Source organism: Phaeobacter sp. 11ANDIMAR09 (assembly GCF_001294455.1).
Classification (GTDB): Bacteria; Pseudomonadota; Alphaproteobacteria; order Rhodobacterales; family Rhodobacteraceae; genus Pseudophaeobacter.
Genome location: NZ_LIKT01000040.1, coordinates 1 through 20,393, shown reverse-complemented (window position 1 = coordinate 20,393; position 20,393 = coordinate 1). Strand labels below are relative to the sequence as shown.

Below are 20,393 nucleotides of genomic sequence, written 5' to 3'. Positions count from 1 at the left end.
AACCAATGGGGGCACGCCATTACCAGCGTTATTGTAACCAACGAGTGGAGTGTACGCTGAAAGTGGAAACTCAGCATTCTGAATAGAACAGTAGTTACTGATCGTAACTTTTGAAATGAGATGCATCTGATTAGCCTAAAAAACGATTTTCAATCACACAGCACACAAACAGAGCGCCACTTGCAACCCTAGATTAAACATGAATCGTCAATGCACCCTAAGATGGTTGGGCCTCGTCAGATTCAGAAAACAAACAAATTGAGGTGTAAAGTACACAGAAAGCGCCGAAACTGAAGCACCTCAAAACACTTTTAAGTCATTGAAAAGTGGCGGGGAGACAGGGATTCGAACCCTGGGAACGCTCTCACGTTCAACGGTTTTCAAGACCGCCGCATTCGACCACTCTGCCACCTCCCCGGTCTGCGGGCGGTTTAAGACGCCGACGGGCAACACGCAAGAGGAAATTGCCGCCTCTGGCAATACTGTCGGTTTTGCCTCCCCCCGCTCCAACAAAACTGGCCAAGATAGGCAAGAGGCGGGCGGGATGCTGCCCATCACCCAGCTTTTACAATCGACGGTGGGGCACAGGGTTTTCATGACTGCCGACGCAGGCTATCATCCGCCAAATCATAAGGATGACCGGGAAATCCGGCGGGGCGCGCTTTGGCGCAATGAGCACAGGCAAGGAAACAGTCATGACATCACCCATGCCGACATGGAAACTGAAACCAGGCCTGGCCTTGGCGCTGCTTTCGGCACTGACACTTTCGGCCTGCGAAGAGGGCGCAAATCTTGGCTTTCTGAAACCCAAACCCGCAGATAGCGCAGTAACAGCCTCTAGCCGGACACAATTGGTCGAGCGCGATGTCGAAGCGCCGGAGGTGTTTCAGGTCAATGAGGCCGGGCTCTGGGACGGCCGACCATCGCTGGGCGGTGTCTGGGTGGCGCACCCAGATGCCACGGACCCTGAACGGGTGATCATCCGCAACAACAGCAACGGCAAATTTGTCATCGGCGCCCTGTTCCGGCGCGAACGCGAAATCCCCGGCCCCCGGCTGCAGGTTTCCTCAGATGCGGCCGCGGCCCTCGGCATGTTGGCAGGCGCTCCGGTTGAGTTGAATGTCACTGCCCTGCGCCGCGAAGCCAAACCGCAACCCGAAGAGGGGCTCAGCGAGGCGCGGCTGGAAGACAGCCCCCTGGATGAGGCAGCGACCGCAGCCCTAGGCGGCGAAGCTATCGAGGCCACCCCCCTGGATCCGATCGCCGGGGCCGCCGCCGCAATTGACGCGGCAGCAGCTCCCAGTTCGCAACCCTCCAGCCCCCAGGCCCCGGTTGCCCCGGCTCCGCGTGTGTCCTCGCTGGAAAAACCCTTTATTCAAATCGGTATCTTCAGCGTTGAAAGCAACGCCAAGAACACCGCCGCGCAGATGCGCAATGCAGGCCTGATCCCCACTGTTTTGGCGCAGACCGGAAACGGAAAACCCTTCTGGCGCGTTGTGGTTGGTCCCGCCCAGTCCAAGGTCGAACGCAGCCAGCTGTTGAAAAAGATCAAGGAAACAGGCTTTACCGATGCCTATGCTGTCACCAACTAGAACTGTCCCCACCCCACCCTCAAGGAGGTCACAGGCGTGAAATCAGCAGGTATAAAAACAAGGATCATCCCCTTTTCCAAACTCGCCCTCGCGGCGGGTTTTGGCCTGTGCCTGACGGCCCTGCCGCTTGCCGCATTTGACACCCGGGCACGGGCCGCCTTTGTCTTGGATCAAGGCACGGATACGGTTCTCTTGTCCAAGAATGCCGAAGTGCCCCTGCCTCCGGCCTCCATGTCCAAGCTGATGACGCTCTATGTTGCCTTTGAGGCGCTGCGCGATGGTCGCCTGTCCCTGGATGAACGCTTGCCTGTCAGCGCCCATGCCATGAGCTATGGCGGCTCGACCATGTTTTTGGACACCACGGACCGGGTCCGTGTCGAAGATCTGCTGCGCGGCATTATCGTGCTCTCTGGCAATGATGCCTGCGCTGTCATCGCCGAAGCGCTCAGCCCCGATGGCACCGAGGCAGGGTTTGCGCGCTACATGACCAAGCGGGCGCATGAGCTGGGCATGACAAATGCCAGCTTTGCCAATTCCAATGGCTGGCCCGCCATCGGCCACCGTATGTCAATGCGCGACCTTGGTATTCTGGCGGAACATCTTATCGAAGACTTCCCGCAGTATTACCCGCTGTTTTCAGAAAAGAGCTTTGCCTTTGATGGCCGGGCCCCCTCAAATACCCGCAACCGCAATCCCCTACTGGGTCTGGGCATTGGCGCCGACGGGCTGAAGACGGGCCATACCTCAGAAGCAGGCTACGGCCTGGTTGGTTCTGCGGTACAGGGTGACCGCCGCGTGATCTTTGTCGTGACCGGTATGGACAGCGATAAAGCCCGCGCAGAGGAGGCGGAAGCCATTGTTAACTGGTCGTTTCGCCAATTTACCAAAAAGATCGTCGCCAAAGCCGGTGTCCCGGTCGCCGAGGCTGAGGTCTGGCGTGGAGCGGAACGATCGGTAGGGCTGGTGCCTGAAACTGATCTGGAAATCCTGCTGCCTGCCCTAGCAGGCAAGACCATCCCCGCAGAGGTGGTCTATTCCGGCCCCATCGACGCCCCCGTCAGCAAGGGCCAGCAATTGGCGGAGCTGGTGGTCCAGCTCGAAGGTCTGCCCGAGATCCGCCTGCCTTTGGTGGCCGAAACTGACGTTGCCAATGCGGGCTTCTTTCTCCGTGTCAAAACCGCAGCCCTGGTCCTCTCCAGACGCCTGCTTGATGGGCCCGAGGCACAAAAGCAGTGACCCAAGAAAATCCCCGCCCCTCTGTCGGCCTGTTTTTGACCTTCGAAGGGATCGACGGCTCTGGCAAATCGACCCAGTGCAAACGTCTGGCCGAGAGCCTGCGCGCCGCAGGCCATGACGTGGTGCTGACCCGCGAACCCGGTGGCTCTCCCGGCGCCGAAGAGATCCGCCGCATGGTGCTGGAGGGCGATCCTGACAAATGGTCAGCCGAGACCGAGATCCTGTTGTTCACCGCGGCCCGGCGCGACCATCTGGAGCGAACTATTCTACCGGCCCTGGCGGCAGGCAAGGTGGTGATCTGTGATCGTTTTGCCGATAGCACCCGGATGTATCAGGGGCTGTCGCGCGGGGATCTGCGCGCCACAGTGGACCAGCTGCATGATCTAATGATCGGGCGCGAGCCGGATCTGACCCTGCTCATCGACATGGACCCGGCCACCGGCCTGTCCCGCGCCAAGGGCCGACAGGGCAGCGAAGAAAGGTTCGAGGATTTTGGCATCGGGCTGCAGGAGAAAATGCGGGCGGGCTTTTTGTCGCTGGCCGAGGAATTCTCACCCCGGTTCCGTATTGTTGACGGCGCCCAAGAGATCGAGACCGTCGCCGCAGATGTCTTGCGCCAAACCCAGGCCGTCTTTGGAAGCCGCACCGAGGTAGCAGACTCATGAGCCGCGCCCCCAAAGCAAAAGCAGACGAAGAGCTGCCGCGCGCCGATCAGGCCCCGGGGGCACCGCATCCGCGCGAAACCCTGCAGCTTTTTGGCCAGGATCAGGCCGAACAGGACTTCCTCACCGCCTTCAACTCCAACAGGCTGCACCATGGTTGGATGCTGACCGGTCCTCAGGGGATCGGCAAGGCAACTCTGGCCTGGCGCATTGCCCGCTTCCTGCTGGCCACACCCGTGGCTGAAGAGGACGGGCTGTTTGGCGCCCCGCCTCCGGCAACATCGCTGTCGATTGACCCGGACCATCCAGTTTCGCACCGCATGCAGGCCTTAGCCGAACCCGGGCTTGCCGCCATCAGCCGCAGCTACAATGACAAGGGTAAGCTGCGCGATCAGATCGTGGTCGATGACATTCGCAAATTGAACAGGTTTTTTGGCCTCTCCTCCGCCGAGGGCGGCCGCCGGGTGGTGATTGTCGATGCGGCTGACGACATGAACACCAGTGCCGCCAACGCATTGTTGAAAATGCTGGAAGAGCCTCCCGCCCGCACCACGCTCTTGCTGATCTCGCACCAACCCTCGCGCCTGTTGCCGACAATCCGCTCGCGCTGTCGCACCCTGCGGCTGGGTCCTCTCCAGCCCGATGACATGCAATCCGCCCTAGAGCAGGCCGGGGCTGAACTGCCGGAAAACACCCAGCATCTCAGCGCCCTTGCGGCGGGTTCGGTTGGCGCAGCCCTGCGCCTGCTCAACCTTGATGGGCTGAAAATTTACGCCGAACTGGTGCAGATTCTCAACACCCTGCCGCGGCTGGACCGCCAGCGTGCCCTGGCTCTGGCCGAAGCCTCCGCCCAGCGTGGCGCGGCAGAGAAGTTCGAGCTCTTGTTGACCCTGGTCGAGGTCGCCCTGGCGCGACTGGCCCGCGTGGGCGCCACTGGCCGCCCTCCCGAACCGGAAGCTGCGGCGGGCGAAGCCGCCATGCTGACACGGCTTGCCCCGACACCGCAGAAGGGGCGCGCCTGGGCGGATCTTTCGGCCGAAGCCACAGCGCGGGCCCGCCACGGTCAGGCGGTGAACCTTGACCCGGCTTCACTTGTCCTAGATACGGTTTTCAAGATGCAGGAGACCGCATCCCGGTGACCTGTGTGCAGGCACCCCGGATCTGGTCAAAGACAGGACGAGGCAGGCATGAGCACCACCACTCCACAGATCACCGACAGCCATTGCCATCTGGATTTCCCCGATTTTGAGGGCGAGCTGGAGGCGGTGATTGCCCGCGCAGCCGAAGCTGGTGTGACCCGTATGGTTACCATCTGCACCAAGCTCAAGAACGAGCCTGCCGTGCGCGCCATCGCCGAGGCCCATGCGCCGGTGTTCTATGCAGCCGGCACCCATCCGATGAGTGTCGCCTCAGAGCCCATGGTTAGCTATGATGAGCTGATTGCCCTGGCCGATCATCCCAAATTCATTGGCATTGGCGAAACCGGGCTCGACTACCATTATACCGCTGAAAGCGCTGAAATTCAGCAACAAAGCCTGCGCACCCATATTGCGGCCGCCCGTGACACCAAGCTACCGCTGATCATCCATGCCCGTGCTGCCGACGACGATATGGCCCGCATTCTGCGCGAGGAGATGCAGAACGGCGCTTTCAGCTGTGTCATGCACTGCTTCTCCTCCTCAGCCGATCTGGGCCGAGCGGCGCTGGATCTGGGGTTCTATCTGTCGATGTCTGGCATTGCTGCCTTCCCCAAAAGCCAGGAGCTGCGCGATATCTTTGCCGCGGCCCCGCTGGACCGTATTCTGGTGGAAACCGATGCCCCCTATCTGGCGCCGCCGCCCCATCGCGGCAAGCGCAATGAACCCGCTTACTCGGCGCTGACAGCCCGGGTTGGCGCAGAGGTCTTTGGCCTAGATTACACCGATTTTGCCGCCCAGACCCAGGCCAATTTTGAGCGCCTGTTCTGGAAGGCAACCCAGGTGGAGGTTGCCGCCTGATGGCAGAACTGCGCTATACGATCCTGGGCTGCGGCTCCTCCGGCGGGGTGCCACGTCTGGGAGGACACTGGGGCGATTGCGACCCCAATGAGCCCCGCAATCGTCGCCGCCGTTGCTCGATGCTGGTCGAGCGCGACGGGCCAGATGGCACCACCACCGTGCTGATCGACACTTCGCCCGATATGCGTAGCCAGCTCTTGGATGCCGAGGTCGGGCGGCTGGACGCGGTGGTCTATACCCATTCGCACGCCGATCACGTGCATGGCATTGATGATCTGCGGATGATCGTCTTCAACATGCGCGCCCGGGTTCCGGTCTATGCCGATGGCGACACCCAGAACGCGCTTCTGTCGCGCTTTGGCTATGCCTTTGTGCAGCCCGAGGGCTCGCCCTATCCGCCGATCCTGGATCTGCGCACCATTGATGGCGCCTTTACCATCGACGGCCCCGGTGGCGAGATCCCTTTTCTGCCGTTTCAGGTGAACCACGGCTCAATCGATGCGCTGGGGTTTCGCATGGGCCAGCTGGCCTATCTGCCCGATGTTGTCGAAATCCCGGATGAGGCCCTGCCCGCGCTGGAGGGACTGGAGTACTGGGTTCTGGACGCCCTGCGCCGCACACCGCATCCCACCCATTTCAACCTGGATCAGTCGCTGGCCTGGATTGAACGGATGCAGCCCAAACGCGCCGTTCTGACCAATATGCATATCGACCTCGACTATGCCACGATCGAAGCAGAGACCGCCGAAAATATTGCCGTTGCCTATGATGGAATGGTTATCCGCTGCCCTCTTTAGGCGGTGTGAGCCCCCCAGCGCAGCGGAAGATGTGAATAGAGTAATCAAGCGCCATGTTCTTTTGGCGTGACATGATTGATGTACCCCGCCTCCTCAGCTGGAGAAGCCCATGCTGCAAAGCCTGATTGACGTCATCCTGCCAGTTTTTCTGGTCGTCGCAGCCGGCTATGTCGCCACCCAGCGCGGCTTTTTTGGTCAGACGCAGATCGATGGGCTGATGAAGTTCACCCAGAGCTTTGCCATCCCCTGCCTGCTGTTTCGCGCCATTGCCAATCTGGATCTTTCGGACAGTTTCGACCCCAAACTGCTGATCAGCTTTTACACCGGTGCCGGCATCTGTTTCTGCCTGGGCATCATTGGCGCGCGCGTTCTGTTCAAACGCGACTGGGAAGATTCCGTGGCCATCGGCTTTTGCTGCCTGTTTTCCAATTCGGTACTCCTGGGGCTGCCGATCACCGAACGCGCCTTTGGCCCCGACAATCTGACTGGCAACTACGCCATCATCGCTTTCCATTCGCCCTTTTGCTATGGGCTCGGCATCACCGTGATGGAGGTGGTGCGCAATCGCGGGGCTGGCGGTTTCAAAACCGTGACCTCGGTGCTGACTGCCATGTTCAAGAATGTGCTGATCCTCGGCATTGCGCTGGGGTTTGCCTTTAACCTCAGTGGGCTGGTGGTGCCTGGTGCGGTGGATGCGGCGCTACAACTGCTGATCCGCGCAGCCCTGCCCACAGCGTTGTTTGCGCTGGGGGGCGTGCTGGTGCAATACCGCCCTGAGGGTGATCTGCGCACCATTCTCTTTGTCTGCTTTACCTCGCTGATGGTGCATCCGGCCATCGTCTGGACCCTGGGCAGCAGCCTGAACATGAAGCTGGATCTGTTCCGCTCCGGCGTGCTGAATGCCGCCATGGCTACCGGGTTCAACGGCTACATCTTTGCCAATATGTATGGCCGCGCCAAGCGGGTGGCCGCTTCCTCGGTGCTGATCGCCACGGCGGCCTCCACTTTTACGGTCTGGTTCTGGCTCTTGGTGCTAAGCTAAGCCAAGAAAGCTGCCCCATGCCCGGTCAATAGACCGGGCAGCGCCCGACCCTCCCCACGGGAGGGCGCTTTCGCCCCCTCCCAGGGTCGGCCGCAGGTTGTGATCCGAGGGCCATCGGCAAGACGTTCAGGGCTACCAGCGCGGGTCATCCAGCTCCAATTCAAAGCGGCGCGGCATCAGCCCGGCCTGAAACCAGGTGACGAAGCTTTGGATCGAAAACACCGGCAGGCCAGTCGCCCGACGGACATCGCGGGCATAGGGCACCATATTGGTGCATTCCAACACGATGGCCCCCAGATCCGGGTTCGCCGCAACCAGCGCTCTGGCCCCGTCGATCATATCCAGCCGACAGGCTTGAAAATCGATCTGTGGCGCATCCCCCAGAATGTCGCGGGTGAAACAGCGCAACCCATCAGTGCCACCAATTGGCGTATCCTCTGGCGCCCCTGCCGCACGCAGATGCGCTGGAGACAGCGTCTCCTTCGAGATGGTCAGCACTCCCACCCGTTTGCCCGCAGGCAGCAGCGCTTGTACCATCGGCACCTGCATCAGCGAAGAGGTTGCCACAGGCACGCCCAGCGCCGCCTTCACCTGATCCTGGATCAGCGCCAGAAAACCGCAATTGGTGGTGATCCCATCGCAGCCCATGGCCACCAGATCGCGGCCCGCCTCAATGAAGAGATCGACCAGCTTGGTCGGATCATTGCGCACCACCAGATCCGGAGTTGCCCCCCGAACCACCCGGTAATGCACCGGGAAATCCCAGCTTTGCGCATTGCCCATATCGCCATGAATGCGGGGAAACTGCGTCTCCAACATCAGGATCCCTACTGCAGCTCCGTAAACTGTCTTGCCACCCTGTTCCATCATCCTGTCCTTGCTCATTCGTCGGGGACGTAGAGTTGTGAAAAGGCGATACGCACCGCCTCGGTGGCCTCTTCACGCCGTTTTTCAATGTGGCTGCGCAGGGCTTCGACCGCAGCGCTGACATTTCGGCTGCGCAGCGCATCCAGCACCTTTCGGTGCGCCGAGACATCCCCCGGCGCCTGACCATCCGCCTGATCGCGCATCCGCTTCAGGTCGATCAGACGGATGTAACGAATACGCCCATTGAGGTTCTTCAACATGCGCTCCAGCTCGGAATTGCCCGAGAGCTGCACCAGCCGGGTGTGAAAGCTCTCATCCAAGGACAGCAGTTCTTCCAGCTCGGTGGCGCTCTGATAGTCAGGCTCCATCCGGTCCAGGTAGTCGGCGAACCCAGCAATATCGACATCAGAGGCGCGGCTACAGGCGATCCGCAAGGCTTCGCATTCCACCGCCACCCGGGCCTCGTAGAGATCAAGGATATAGCTTGGCGTCAGCGGGCGGCAGAAAAAGCCGCGATTGTTCTGAAAGGTCAAGAACCCCTCTGCTACCAGACGGTTAAGCGCCTCTCGCAGAGGCGTGCGGCTGGCGCCTAGCACTTCCGACAGGGCGCTTTCATTGATCCGTTGATCCGGTTTGAAGGCAAAATCTGCCGCCATCCGGCGCAGCGCCTCATAGACCCGATCCACATTGCTTTCGCGTTTGGCCATGCTGTTTCTTTCCGTTTTCTCCGACCTCATAGCCGGATCAAATTCACCGACAAGCTAGAGCAGACTTGACTTGTCCGCAATATTGAATTTTTAATTGTATACAATTTTGAACACAAAACCCGAATCCTCACAAATCCGGATCGGGCTACCCGCGAAGGAGACCGCAAGATGAGCAATGCGATGAACGGCGCCGAAGCCATGGTGCGGATGTTGGAGGCCCACGAGGTGCGCCATATCTTTGGCCTCTGTGGCGACACCACCCTGCCCTTTTACGATGCCATGCATGGGCTGGACCACGGCATCACCCATGTGCTGACCCGGGACGAGCGCTGCGCCACCTATATGGCTGATGCCTATTCCCGCGTCACCGGCCGTCCCGGCGTGGCCGAGGGCCCCTCGGGTGGCGGCGCCACCTATCTTCTGCCCGGCCTGATCGAGGCCTCAGAGAGTTCTTATGCCGTTTTGGGAATCACCACCGATATCTCCGTCGCCTCCTATGGGAAATACCCGCTGACTGAGGTGGATCAGGACGCGCTGATGCGACCTCTGACCAAATGGAACACGGTGATCAAACAGGCGCAGCACATCCCGCGTATGGTCCGCACCGCCTTCAAGGCCATGACCACCGGACGTTCAGGAGCGACCCACCTCGGCCTGCCTTACGACATCCAATATGATGCGGTTGATCCCAGCGACATCTGGGCAGATCCGAAACACCACAGCTACCCGGCCTATCCCCAAGCCCCCGAGCCGGGCGCAGCGGAAGCGGCCATCGACGCAATTTTGTCGGCCAAGTCCCCCTTGATCGTCTGCGGTGGTGGCATCGTGATCGCTGGCGCTATGGAGGAACTCTCACGTCTGGCCACCCGCCTCGACATTCCCGTCGCCACCTCGATTTCTGGCCAGGGATCTTTGGCAGAGACCCATGCAAACTGCCTCGGCGTGGTGGGCTCCAATGGCGGAACTGATGAAACCTGGGAGATGATGGAGGCCGCCGATCTGGTGGTCTTTATGGGCTGTCGCGCGGGATCTACCACCACCGCCCGCTGGGAGGCACCAACTCAGGGCACCCGCATCGTGCATTTTGACAGTGACCCCATGGTGATCGGCGCCAATTACCGCACCGAGGTCGGCGTGGTCGGGGATCTTCGCCTCTCCCTGGCCGCCGTGAACGCCGAGCTGGATCGCCGCAGGCAGGGGGAGGCCACCTTTGGCGGCGCTGCCGCGATTGCCCAGATCAAGACCCGCAAGTTCGACCGGTTCCGCCAATTGGCCCAAAGCAGCCAGGCCCCCATCCGGCCCGAACGGGTGGTGGATACCCTGATGCGAGTGCTGCCACCGGATGCCACCGTGGTCTCTGATCCCGGCACCAGCTGCCCTTACTTCTCCGCTTATTACCAGCTGCAACAGCCCGGGCGCTATTTCATCACCAACCGGGCCCATGGCGCTCTGGGTTATTCGCTCTCGGCCTCGCTGGGGGCCTGGTATGGACGCCCCAACTCCAAGACCGTTGCGCTGATGGGCGATGGCTCCTTTGGCTTTACCGTGGGCGAGCTGGAAACCATCTGCCGCGCGCGGGCTCCAATCACCTTTGTGGTCTTCTCGAATTCGAACTTTGGCTGGATCAAGGCCAGCCAGCATGCCGATAAGGACGCGCGCTATTACAATGTCGATTTCAATCGCACCGACCACGCAGCCGTGGCGGCGGCCTATGGGGTCAAAAGCTGGCGGGTGGAAAACCCCGACGACCTGGAGCGGGTGATGCGCGAAGCGGTGGATCACGATGGGCCCACCCTGGTTGATGTGGTCTGTCAGGCGCTGGAGGAAAGCAACGCCCCGGTGCGGCGCTGGATGGGGTGAGGCCCGTGTCGTAAAGGCTCTGGGAGAGCGTTTCAGGGCCGAACGGGCGGAGCCCTGGTGGCCCTACCGAACGGGCAGAGCCTTTGGAGACCTTACCGAACGGGCGGAGCCCTCAGCGCCCGACCAATGCGGCAAGGTCCTGAACGCCACCGCAACGCCGCAGCATGCCACCAACCAAATCGAATCTGCATCTGCACAGATCCAGCAGCCTAAGCCCCCTCACTGCAGGTCAGCTTGGAGCGGCCTTTTCGAAACTACGTTCCCCACCTCCCTGGCCACAACCACCAACCGCGCCGCGCCATAGGCGCGGCGCCGGGCCCAAGGGGAGAGAGGCAAGTTTGGTTGCCTCGACCCGCGCGGGAGCCCTCCCTTTCTCAATCAGGGTCAATCGATGCAATAGGGGGCAAGCTCGCACTTCAAGAGCGCCAGAAACTCCTGTCCGATGGCGGACAGAGGCCGCGTCGCCGAGGTGATCACCGCCATCTCCATCAGGATCTGCGGACGGAAAGGGCGCGAGATAAAACCGCCCTCCTTGTCAAAATCCAGCACAAAGGGATCCAGCAGCGCGACGCCCATCCCCTCTTTGACAAAGCTCAGAAGGTTCTTGAACAGCTGCGCATGGACCCGGGTTTTCATCGGCACGCCCGCCTGCAAAAAGGCCTCGCGCAGGCTGCGGTGGGTCATGTGATCCGGCCCCATGACCAGCAAAGGCTCCCCCTCCAGCACCTCCGGTGTCAACACCGCATGACGCGCCAACGGGCTATCCTGCGGCAGTGCAAGCGCGGTCTCCACCCGGATGGGATAGGCCTGCAGCCCATCGTGCAACAGCGGCGTTTCACAGATGCCGATCTCAAACAGCCCGGACATCACCCATTCCTGGATCTTTGACGAATACTGCGACTGAAATGAGATCGACATATCCGGCCGGTCCCGGGAAAACGCCGCGATCAGCCGGGGCATAAATCCAAAAGACATGGAATGTTGCGAGGCCACCTGCAACTGGCCTGCCTGCTTGTTCTGCAAATCAATGACCGCCTGGGTCACATGATCAAAGCCACGCACCACCGTATCGATTTCGCGAAACAGCAGATTGGCCTCCGGGGTGGCCCGCAGCCGCCCACGGTCGCGCTCAAACAGTTTGAAACGGGTCTGTCGCTCCAGCTGATGCAACAGATTGGACACCGCCGGCTGCGAAATACCCAACAGTGCCGCTGCGCCCGTCACGGTGCCGGTCTCGATGACCGAATGAAAGGCCTGTAACTGTCGAAAACGTAGGTTCATCCCTCACTGTATCATTTTTCCTTATGGATCGCATCGAAAATTATATTTGAAATGATAAAGCCGACTGGGCATGGTCAGCACAAGACCAAGGTGCCTCAGCGGGAGACAAGGCCTTGAGATTGCAGCAGGCGTTCCAGTTCCCCTGGAGCCTCGCAGATCTCTTTTCGCCCTCCCCAACCAATTGGGCATCTCCGACAGGGCAGAAAAGAAACGTATATGAAAACAGAACCTATCATCATCATTGGCGCCGGTATTGTCGGTGCGGCTACGGCGCTCTGGCTGAAACGCGCCGGGCATCAGGTCACGCTGATAGACAAGGGGGAGCCCGGCATGGGCGCGTCTTTCGGCAATGGCTGCCTGCTGGCGAGCTGCGCCATGGTGCCGGTGACCACGCCGGGGCTGATCTCCAAGGGGGCAAAATACCTGTTCGACCCCAATTTCCCCCTGTTCATGCGCTGGGGCTACACGCCCAAGCTGTTGCCCTGGCTAATGAAATACCTGTCCTTTGCCAATGACGCCGACACCCGTCGCATCGCCAAATCGCTCACCCATATTGTCGGCGACAGCGTCGAACAGCACCAGGCCCTGACCCAGGGAACCCCGGCGGCCAAATGGATCAAGGAGAGCGACTACAACTTTGCCTATAAGGATCGCGCCGCCTTTGAGGCCGACGCCTATGTCTGGGAGCTGCGCCGCGAGGCCGGTTTTATTCCCGAAATCATCGAAGGTCCTGCGGTGCAGGAGCATGAACCGATCCTGGGCAAGAACACCTCTCTTCTGGCGGTGAACAAGAACCACGGTTTCATTCTGAACCCCGCCAACTACGTCAAAGACCTGGTGAAACTCCTGGTCGAGATGGGCGGCACCTTTATCCAGGCAGAGGTCAAGGATTTTGATCTCAGCGGCGGCCAGGTTTCAGCGGTCGACACCGACAAGGGAAGGTTTGCCTGTGACAAGGCGGTGATCTCTGCCGGGATCTGGTCCAAGCCCTTGATGGAAAAACTGGGGCTCAATGTGCCAATGGAGGCCGAACGCGGCTATCATATTCTGTTCAAATCCCCCAATATCACCCCGCGCTACCCAATGATGGTGGCGGCCGGGAAATTTGTTGCCACCCCGATGGATCAAGGGCTGCGCTGCGCCGGGGTTGTTGAATTTGGCGGGCTGGATGAAACCCCATCCAAGGCCCCTCTGGCGCTGTTGCGCCGCACCGTGGCCGAAACCTTTCCGCAGATGCAGGCCGCCGAAGAGGAAGAATGGCTGGGCTTCCGCCCTGCCCCGACCGATAGCCTGCCCTTGATTGGCGAGCTGGGCAGTTCCGGTGTCTATACCGCCTTTGGCCACCAGCATATCGGCCTCACCGGCGGGGCCAAGACCGGGCGCATGGTGGCCAGTCTGATCTCAGGCCAGCCCATGAACCTTGACATGCGCCCATATCAACCTGATCGTTTCGCCTAAAACGTGTGAATAACTCATAAAAACAAGCTGAAAACAGCAAAACCAACCTCCAGGGAGACTACCATGATGTCTAAAATCTCGATTAAAACCGCCCTTTCCGCCTCGGCTCTGGCTCTTGCGGCCTCCGGTGCCACGGCTGAAAGCTGGGATATGCCCATGGCCTATGCCGCCACCAACTTCCATTCCGAAATGGGCGTGGTCTTCGCCGACAAGGTGCGCGATTACACCGGTGGTGAGATCGACATTACCGTGCACGCCGGTGGTTCCCTGTTCAAAGGTGGCGAAATCAAACGCGCGGTGCAGACCGGCCAGGCCCCCATTGGCGAGCGCTTCATGTCCGCCCATGCCAATGAGGCACCGCTGCTGGGTTGGGACAACCTACCCTTTGTGGCCAGCACCTATGCCGACAATGACAAACTCTGGCATGCCGCCAAGGACCGCGTGAATGCACAGCTGTCAGATCTGAATCTCGTAGCGCTTTACACCTGCCCCTGGCCGGGCCAGGGCTTTTACTTCAACAAGGAAGTCGCCTCTTCTGAAGACACCCAGGGCATCAAGTTCCGCAGCTACAACACCGCCACCGCTACCTTTGCCGAAGAGCTGGGCATGATCCCGGTGCAGATCGAAGCCGCCGAGCTGAGCCAGGCGCTGGCCACTGGCGTCGCCGAGGCCTTTATCTCCTCGGGCTCCACCGGCTATGACCGCAAGGTCTGGGAGCATCTGAGCCATTACTACAAAGTCAACGCCTGGCTGCCGCGCAACTATGTCATGGTCAACAAGCAGGTCTGGGAAGGTCTGAGCGCCGAAGTCCAGGGCCAGGTGCAACAGGCCGCCGATGAAACCGGCACCGCCTGCGCCGCCAAGTCCGAAGAACTGGCCAATTGGTATTTTGAACAGCTTGAAGGCAATGGCATGGCCGTGACCGATGCAGGTCCCGCCTTCCTGGCGGAGCTGGAAGCAATCGGCGCCAAGATGACCGCCGACTGGCTGGCTGCGGCCGGAGATGACGGCCAGGCCATTCTGGACGCCTATAACGCCAACTAAACCCACCACTCACCCGACGGCTCCTGCTCTTACCAGATAGGGGCCGTCTTTTTTTACTGCACTTCGGAGGATGGGCATGCGTGATTGGCAACCAATACTGGGCCTGCCGCTCTGGGCTTGGCTCTTTGTTTTCCCAACTATTTTGGCACTGGCCGCGCTTGCAGCACCCGGCCCGACCGGCCGTGCCCTACGGCCAGCGCAGGCCGTTTTGGACCGGATGTACCTACTCTCCGGGGTGCTGGCCTCGATCTGTATGGTTTCGATCCTGCTGCTCATCGTTGCCCAGATGGTCGCGCGCTGGAGCAGCATGACCTTCCCTGGCTCGACCGAATATGCCGGCTATGCTATGGCGGCGACCTCCTTTTTAGCCCTGGCCCATGCGCTGACCCGTGGCGCCCATATCCGGGTATCGATCTTGCTCAACATCGGGCATCATTTCGGCCTCTGGCTGGATGCGCTGGCCATGTGGATCGCCGCAGTGACCGCCACCTATTTTGCCCGTTTTGCCATCAAAACCAACATCATGTCCGAGATGTTGAATGACCGCACCCAGGGGCAGGACTTCACCCCGGAATGGCTGATTTCAGCCCTAAAGATGTTTGTCACCGCCCCTTCGGGTTGGGGCAAGCTTTGGGCCGAGACTGGCTCGGACTGGGTCTATACCCCGGTTTGGCTGCCACAACTGCCGATGTCGATCGGCACCGTGCTGCTGGCCCTGGCGCTTTGGGATTATCTGTGTCGTCTGCTGATCACCCGCCGGGCCAGCATCACTTCGGAGGCCGTGGAATAATGGGCGAGATTTACACAACCCTGATTTTTGTTTTTGTGCTCTTTGCCCTGCTGGGCAGTTCGGTCTGGATTGGCCTTGCATTGATGGGCGTCGCTTGGGTCGGGATGGAGCTGTTTACCACGCGGCCCGCAGGCGACGCGATGATCACCACCATCTGGACCGGAGCCTCCAGCTGGACTCTGACGGCGCTGCCGCTGTTCATCTGGATGGGAGAGATCCTCTATCGCACCCGGCTGTCGCAGGACATGTTTCGCGGGCTGGCTCCCTGGATGCGCTGGTTGCCGGGTGGCTTGCTGCATACCAATATTGCCGGCTGCACCATATTTGCCGCCGTCTCGGGCTCCTCGGCGGCGACGCTGACCACGGTGGGCAAGATGTCGATCCCCGAGTTGCGCAAACGTGGTTACCCGGAATATATGATCGTCGGCACCCTGGCTGGTGCCGCCACCCTGGGGCTGATGATCCCCCCCTCACTGACGCTGATCGTCTATGGAGTCTCGATCAATGAATCGATCACCAAGCTGTTCATGGCCGGTATCTTTCCGGGGTTGGTGCTGGCCAGCCTGTTCATGGCCTATATCATGGGCTGGCATTTCTTTGCCAAGGATCAGCGCCCTGCCCCGGAGCCTGCCATGTCCTTTGGCGAGATGCTTGCCGAGAGCCGCTTTCTGATCCCGGTGCTGATGCTGGTCACCGTGGTGATCGGCTCGATGTACCTTGGCCTTGCCACCGCCACCGAGGCCGCCGCCGTTGGCGTGCTGGGCGCGCTGACGCTGGCCTTATTCCAAGGCTCGCTCAGCTGGAACACCTTTACCGAGTCCCTGATGGGGGCAACCCGCACCTCTGCGATGATTGCGCTGATCCTGATGGGGGCCTCTTTCCTGTCGCTGGCCATGGGCTTTACCGGATTGCCCCGCGCCCTGGCGGCCTGGATTGATCAGATGAACCTGTCCCCCTTGGTGCTGATCGTAGCCCTGACCCTGTTCTATGTGGTGCTGGGCATGTTCCTGGATGGGATTTCCTCAGTCGTGCTGACCATGGCCATTGTTGAACCGATGATCCGCCAGGCTGGCATTGATGTCATCTGGTTTGGGATCTTCATTGTGGTGGTGGTCGAGATGGCGCAGGTCACACCACCAATCGGGTTCAACCTCTTTGTGCTGCAAAGCATGACCCGCCACGAGATCTCTTACATTGCAAAAACCGCCATTCCCATGGTCGGCCTGATGCTGGTCATGGTGGTGATCCTAGTGGCCTGGCCGGAACTGGCCACCTGGTTGCCCAACAACCTGCGCAGCGGACCCGCTGGCGGATAACAGGATGATCAAGCTCCTGACCATTGTCGCCCGCCACGGGCAGGTGGCAATGATACTTGGGCTGCTGGCCGGTTTCCTGCTCAAGGATCTGGCCAGCGCCCTCAAACCCTGGCTGCCAGAAATGGTGGCCGGGCTTTTGTTTCTCACCGCCTTTCGCATCGGAGCGCCGCGCGCCTTTGGGGGCTTAAAGGACGGGCTCTCCAGCCTCAAATCGGTGCTGATCCTGCAAATGTTGCTGCCGCTTCTGGCTGTGGCCCTGTTTTGGGCTCTGGGCATCGCCGCCACGCCTCTGGCTGTGGCGCTGGTACTGATGCTGTCGGCGCCCTCGGTCACCGGTAGCCCGAATATCACATTGCTGCTGGGGCATGCCCCCGAGCCCGCCTTTCGCCTGCTGATCCTTGGCACCGCTTTGATGCCCCTCACCGTGATCCCGGTGTTTCTGCTCTCGCCGGAACTGGGCAGCCTGTGGAACGTGCTGAGTGCCTCGCTACGCCTGACGGGTGTCATTACTGTTACCGTCGCCCTGGCCTTTGTCTGTCGTCATCTCTTTGCCCCCAACTTGGCTGAACGTTCTGCCCGGGCGGTGGATGGTCTCACCATTCTGGCGCTGGCGGTGATTGTCATCGGATTGATGGCGGCCCTTGGCCCCGCGCTGTACCGCGCGCCTTTTGAGGTGGTCAAATGGCTTGGCCTCGTTTGTTTGGCCAACTTTGGGCTGCAGTACCTGTGTTTTCGCTGGCTCATGTGGCGCGGCGCGGCCGATATCGCCGTTCCGACATCGGTGGTGGCTGGGAACCGCAACTTTGCACTGTTCCTGATCGCCCTGCCCGCCAGCACCACCGAGCCTTTGCTGATCTTTCTGGGCTGTTATCAGGTGCCGATGTATCTGACCGCGCTAGTCATGCGCCGCCTCTACGCCCGAGCCCTCACGCAGGTAAGCCCGACCTGATCCCGTTCAACTGGGAAAAATCCGCGCCATCTCGGCATCAAAATGCGCCCAGGTCATGGTTGCGCGATTGCCGGCATAGCCGTGGTAATAGCTCTTGCCGCTCGAGGTCGGCAGCCCGGCCCAGATCTTGGCCAGATTGTTCATGAAATCTGTCCGGCTCATATCCTTAGCGATCATGGCGCTCAGACCCGCTTCTTCGAGCAGCTGATGCGCCAAACGGTCTTGCATCTTAGCCGAGAAGAGATCCCCAGGCTTGGCGCCCGCATGACGGGCCAGACGTTTTAGGGTGGCGGGGATAAACTGGTAGCGGCCAATGGCATGTTGCTGACCCGGCGTGCGGGCGATCCAGTCATAGATCTCACCCAAGGTCATTTGGGTCGGGCGTTTACCTGGCTTGATCCGCGCCGCATGTTGCACGGCATCATATTGAGCCCTGCCGGCCTCGGCGCTGGCGATCAGCGTCATCAGCTTTGCCACTGCACCCCTGGCGACGCCACGTGGCAGCTGCCGAAACAGGCTGGTGCCACGCCGGTCCGCAAACAGGCTGGCTAGATTGGCCTGCACTGCCTCCATCTCGGCCTCCAGCCCCTGCGGCGCGGGAGGGGCGGTCAGGACGGAGGCGGGGGAGTGGCGCGCCAAGACAGGTCGGGAGGCAGTATGTCCCTGCCCGAGGAAAGACTCGTTCACGATGGAAAACTGCTCGGCTGCGCTGCCCTGTATGGCGCCAAAGGCAATTAGCAAGGGAATTAGGGGCAAAGCGTTGCTGGTTTTGCTCATATCAGCCTTCTGTCTGAAACCGCAGGTCTGGCACAGGCTATCTTGGCCGAATTGAAATTTCCTTTATTCAACGACGAACCCTGCAGCGAGAGAGCCCCTGGCCGCGCCACCCCTAAAGATCCCGCGTGCGATTGGCGGCAGTCAAAACGGGTTGCCCATGATGTGGATCGCGTCAGCACTGCGGACGGGGCGCGGCAGAGCATCGGGGACCAAGCCAGGCATTTTTCACCGCTGTTTCCGGATAATACAGACTGCGGTCACGGAGGAACATCAACAGCGGTCAGCCACCTGTTGAAATCCGGCGCGGCCAAACTGGCTGAGCTGATGGCGCCTTCTGAGATCCTAAAATGGGGTCAGGTAACGGTCCAACAAGGCGCCGCCAGTGTGTCAATCAGACCTGTGACGGTTGGGATGCAGCCACTGATCAGGCCGCCGGGGGCGAAAACCGCAGCGAGAGGCACGACATTCCGCCATCCAGCTTTGCAGCCTCGGTGTTTGCAACCTTGCGAATGGTGTAACCGGCATCGCGCAGCAGTTGTTCGGTTTTTGGGAAACCGTCCGGAAGCACAACCAGATTGTTGAACCGAATGGCATTGGCGCCGGCTTCTTCACCTTCGGGGATCAGAACAACCTTGTAGCCCTCAAAACAGCCGGACTCGGCAAGGCGCATGGTGGACAGGATGGTGTCTTCGTCCAGCAGCGAACAATCGGTTTTGAAATGCAGCACACCTTCAGGGGTCTGCAACTCGCGGACTTTATAGCCCCAGGGCGCCACTTTTCCGCGCAGCTCATTGATTCCTGCGGAATCGGTGCGCGCCGAGGTGCCAATCAGGATTTCGCGCTCAGTCACTAGGATGTCGCCGCCATCAATAAAGCCAGGCCCCTCAATGGCCAGAACCTCTGGGTAGAGCTCTGACAGGACCTGTCTCACGGTTTCGGCTTCTCCAAGGCGCGAGGGTGCACCGGGACGCATTGTAATGGCAACTTCGGGCAGGCAGAGCGCGGCATCTTCGATGAAGGTCGAATCGGGGAATTCGTCCAGAGCCCCTAAAACGGTGACCTTGGCTCCTGTGGATTTCAAAGCTGCTACGTAATCCGCGTGATGCTGCTGGAACAGCTCGAGACTTGGGGTGCCGATATCTACAGCGCGCAACCCCTCCGTGATGGAGGCACTCGGCTTGCGGGTCACGGCGTGGGTGAAAGTATAGGAACGTGCGCTCATGGTTTTCTCCATTATATGGGGCAGGCCCTTCGACCTCTCAAAACAATCCCGCCGCCTCAATTTTATACAATCGTATAATTTCGTACAAGTATACAAAAAAGTTGCTCATCAAGGACCCAAGGAAGGGCAGCATTGCATGCCCCCCCGCCTTTGCCCTTTGGGTTGCGCTGATCTTGCCAATACGGGCTGGTCCCCCTCTGCCCCCGGCCGTCAAACTCCCCCCAAAGCGCTCCCCGAGGATAGGTTTGCAGAACGGCAGCGTTCAGGCCCCTTCGGTGGCCAGTATGATCCCCTCGCATAAATTCCCCTCTGAAACCGAGGCCAACATTGAGTTTCAAACGCGCCCCGATGACCAGGCTGCCAAGGCCGGGCCAAGCGCGCATGCTTCAAACACTTCGCACCAGGCATCATGATCCAATATGAGTTTGACCTGACAACAGCACCAGAAGTTAGAAGAAGGCTCGTGGCAATTTGTCCTGATACTGCTGTTGGGCAGTATTGCTTGCTCGCCGTAGCGACGATCTCCCCCTTCACCAAGAGCGGATGGACACAAGCCTGGTCGCGTTTACGCAAGATGGCGAAGGTGCCGAAAGATCTCTAAATGATGGATCTGAGAGCTGGTGTTGTGACTGAGCCCAAGACCTTGGGTGCGGATCCATATACGCTCCGCAACGCAGCTCAACACGTGTAATGGCAAACCCCAACTATCTTGCACAGAATCCGATAAGTCATTGATTTGGTCGCACCACCTCCCCGGCTCGAACGGGGAACCTCCTGATCCACAATCAAATGATTT

18 protein-coding genes and 1 tRNA gene are annotated in these 20,393 nt (G+C 60.1%); 13 read left to right on the top strand and 6 right to left on the bottom strand.

Annotated elements, in window-relative coordinates; all coding sequences use genetic code 11:
* Positions 1–327 precede the first annotated feature (327 nt).
* Positions 328–417 (bottom strand) — tRNA-Ser (locus AN476_RS20805).
* Positions 418–695: 278 nt separating this feature from the next.
* Between AN476_RS20805 and AN476_RS20800 the strand changes: the two genes are divergently transcribed.
* The 7 genes from AN476_RS20800 (at position 696) to AN476_RS20770 (ending at position 7,326) form a co-directional block, all read left to right on the top strand.
* On the top strand, positions 696–1,592 hold the full coding sequence (locus AN476_RS20800; protein WP_054463691.1) for an SPOR domain-containing protein: 897 nt from the start codon (positions 696–698) through the stop codon (positions 1,590–1,592).
* 66 nt (positions 1,593–1,658) lie between these two features.
* Positions 1,659–2,828 (top strand): D-alanyl-D-alanine carboxypeptidase family protein, encoded by a 1,170-nt coding sequence (locus AN476_RS20795; protein WP_054463690.1) that lies wholly within the window; start codon positions 1,659–1,661, stop codon positions 2,826–2,828.
* The gene (gene tmk, locus AN476_RS20790) at positions 2,825–3,493 is read left to right on the top strand and encodes a dTMP kinase (RefSeq protein WP_054463686.1); all 669 of its coding nucleotides are present in this window, start codon (positions 2,825–2,827) and stop codon (positions 3,491–3,493) included. Before AN476_RS20795 ends, tmk begins: the two co-directional genes overlap by 4 nt.
* Positions 3,490–4,629 carry a DNA polymerase III subunit delta' gene (locus AN476_RS20785; RefSeq protein ID WP_054463685.1) on the top strand — a complete coding sequence of 380 codons (1,140 nt, stop codon included), beginning with the start codon at positions 3,490–3,492 and terminating at the stop codon, positions 4,627–4,629. Before tmk ends, AN476_RS20785 begins: the two co-directional genes overlap by 4 nt.
* Before the next feature lie 48 nt (positions 4,630–4,677).
* Entirely contained in the window at positions 4,678–5,487 is an 810-nt protein-coding gene (locus tag AN476_RS20780; protein WP_054463684.1) for a TatD family hydrolase, read from the top strand.
* Complete coding sequence (locus tag AN476_RS20775; protein ID WP_054463683.1) at positions 5,487–6,284, top strand: MBL fold metallo-hydrolase; 798 nt, start codon at positions 5,487–5,489, stop codon at positions 6,282–6,284. The genes AN476_RS20780 and AN476_RS20775 overlap by 1 nt, the downstream gene beginning before the upstream one ends.
* 109 nt (positions 6,285–6,393) lie before the next feature.
* A complete protein-coding gene (locus AN476_RS20770; RefSeq protein WP_054463682.1) occupies positions 6,394–7,326 on the top strand; it encodes an AEC family transporter in 933 nt (310 codons plus the stop codon).
* 132 nt (positions 7,327–7,458) lie between these two features.
* On the opposite strand, the gene AN476_RS20765 is transcribed toward AN476_RS20770, so the two are convergent.
* Both AN476_RS20765 and AN476_RS20760 read right to left on the bottom strand, forming a co-directional pair.
* Positions 7,459–8,193, bottom strand: coding sequence for an aspartate/glutamate racemase family protein (locus AN476_RS20765; RefSeq protein WP_054463689.1), 735 nt, complete (start codon positions 8,191–8,193; stop codon positions 7,459–7,461).
* A gap of 14 nt (positions 8,194–8,207) precedes the next feature.
* On the bottom strand, positions 8,208–8,900 hold the full coding sequence (locus AN476_RS20760) for a GntR family transcriptional regulator (protein ID WP_054463681.1): 693 nt from the start codon (positions 8,898–8,900) through the stop codon (positions 8,208–8,210).
* 168 nt (positions 8,901–9,068) lie between these two features.
* Between AN476_RS20760 and AN476_RS20755 the strand changes: the two genes are divergently transcribed.
* Positions 9,069–10,760, top strand: coding sequence for a thiamine pyrophosphate-binding protein (locus AN476_RS20755; protein WP_054463680.1), 1,692 nt, complete (start codon positions 9,069–9,071; stop codon positions 10,758–10,760).
* Positions 10,761–11,144: 384 nt separating this feature from the next.
* Here the strand turns inward: AN476_RS20755 and AN476_RS20750 are convergent, their stop codons facing one another.
* On the bottom strand, positions 11,145–12,041 hold the full coding sequence (locus tag AN476_RS20750) for a LysR substrate-binding domain-containing protein (protein ID WP_054463679.1): 897 nt from the start codon (positions 12,039–12,041) through the stop codon (positions 11,145–11,147).
* A gap of 216 nt (positions 12,042–12,257) precedes the next feature.
* Here AN476_RS20750 and AN476_RS20745 point away from each other — a divergent pair, with 216 nt between their 5' ends.
* From AN476_RS20745 to AN476_RS20725, 5 genes are all read left to right on the top strand, one after another.
* Entirely contained in the window at positions 12,258–13,499 is a 1,242-nt protein-coding gene (locus tag AN476_RS20745) for an FAD-binding oxidoreductase (protein ID WP_054463678.1), read from the top strand.
* A 63-nt stretch (positions 13,500–13,562) separates the two neighbouring features.
* Positions 13,563–14,543, top strand: a complete 981-nt coding sequence (locus tag AN476_RS20740) for a TRAP transporter substrate-binding protein (protein ID WP_371257376.1) — start codon at positions 13,563–13,565, stop codon at positions 14,541–14,543.
* Between the two features lie 76 nt (positions 14,544–14,619).
* A complete protein-coding gene (locus AN476_RS20735; protein WP_054463677.1) occupies positions 14,620–15,333 on the top strand; it encodes a TRAP transporter small permease in 714 nt (237 codons plus the stop codon).
* Complete coding sequence (locus tag AN476_RS20730; protein ID WP_054463676.1) at positions 15,333–16,649, top strand: TRAP transporter large permease; 1,317 nt, start codon at positions 15,333–15,335, stop codon at positions 16,647–16,649. Before AN476_RS20735 ends, AN476_RS20730 begins: the two co-directional genes overlap by 1 nt.
* A 4-nt stretch (positions 16,650–16,653) precedes the next feature.
* The gene (locus tag AN476_RS20725; RefSeq protein WP_054463675.1) at positions 16,654–17,598 is read left to right on the top strand and encodes a hypothetical protein; all 945 of its coding nucleotides are present in this window, start codon (positions 16,654–16,656) and stop codon (positions 17,596–17,598) included.
* Between the two features lie 6 nt (positions 17,599–17,604).
* Here AN476_RS20725 and AN476_RS20720 read toward each other — a convergent pair whose 3' ends face one another.
* Positions 17,605–18,375, bottom strand: coding sequence for a hypothetical protein (locus tag AN476_RS20720; RefSeq protein WP_054463674.1), 771 nt, complete (start codon positions 18,373–18,375; stop codon positions 17,605–17,607).
* Between the two features lie 424 nt (positions 18,376–18,799).
* The gene (locus tag AN476_RS20715) at positions 18,800–19,597 is read right to left on the bottom strand and encodes a dimethylarginine dimethylaminohydrolase family protein (protein WP_054463687.1); all 798 of its coding nucleotides are present in this window, start codon (positions 19,595–19,597) and stop codon (positions 18,800–18,802) included.
* Between the last annotated feature and the right edge of the window lie 796 nt (positions 19,598–20,393).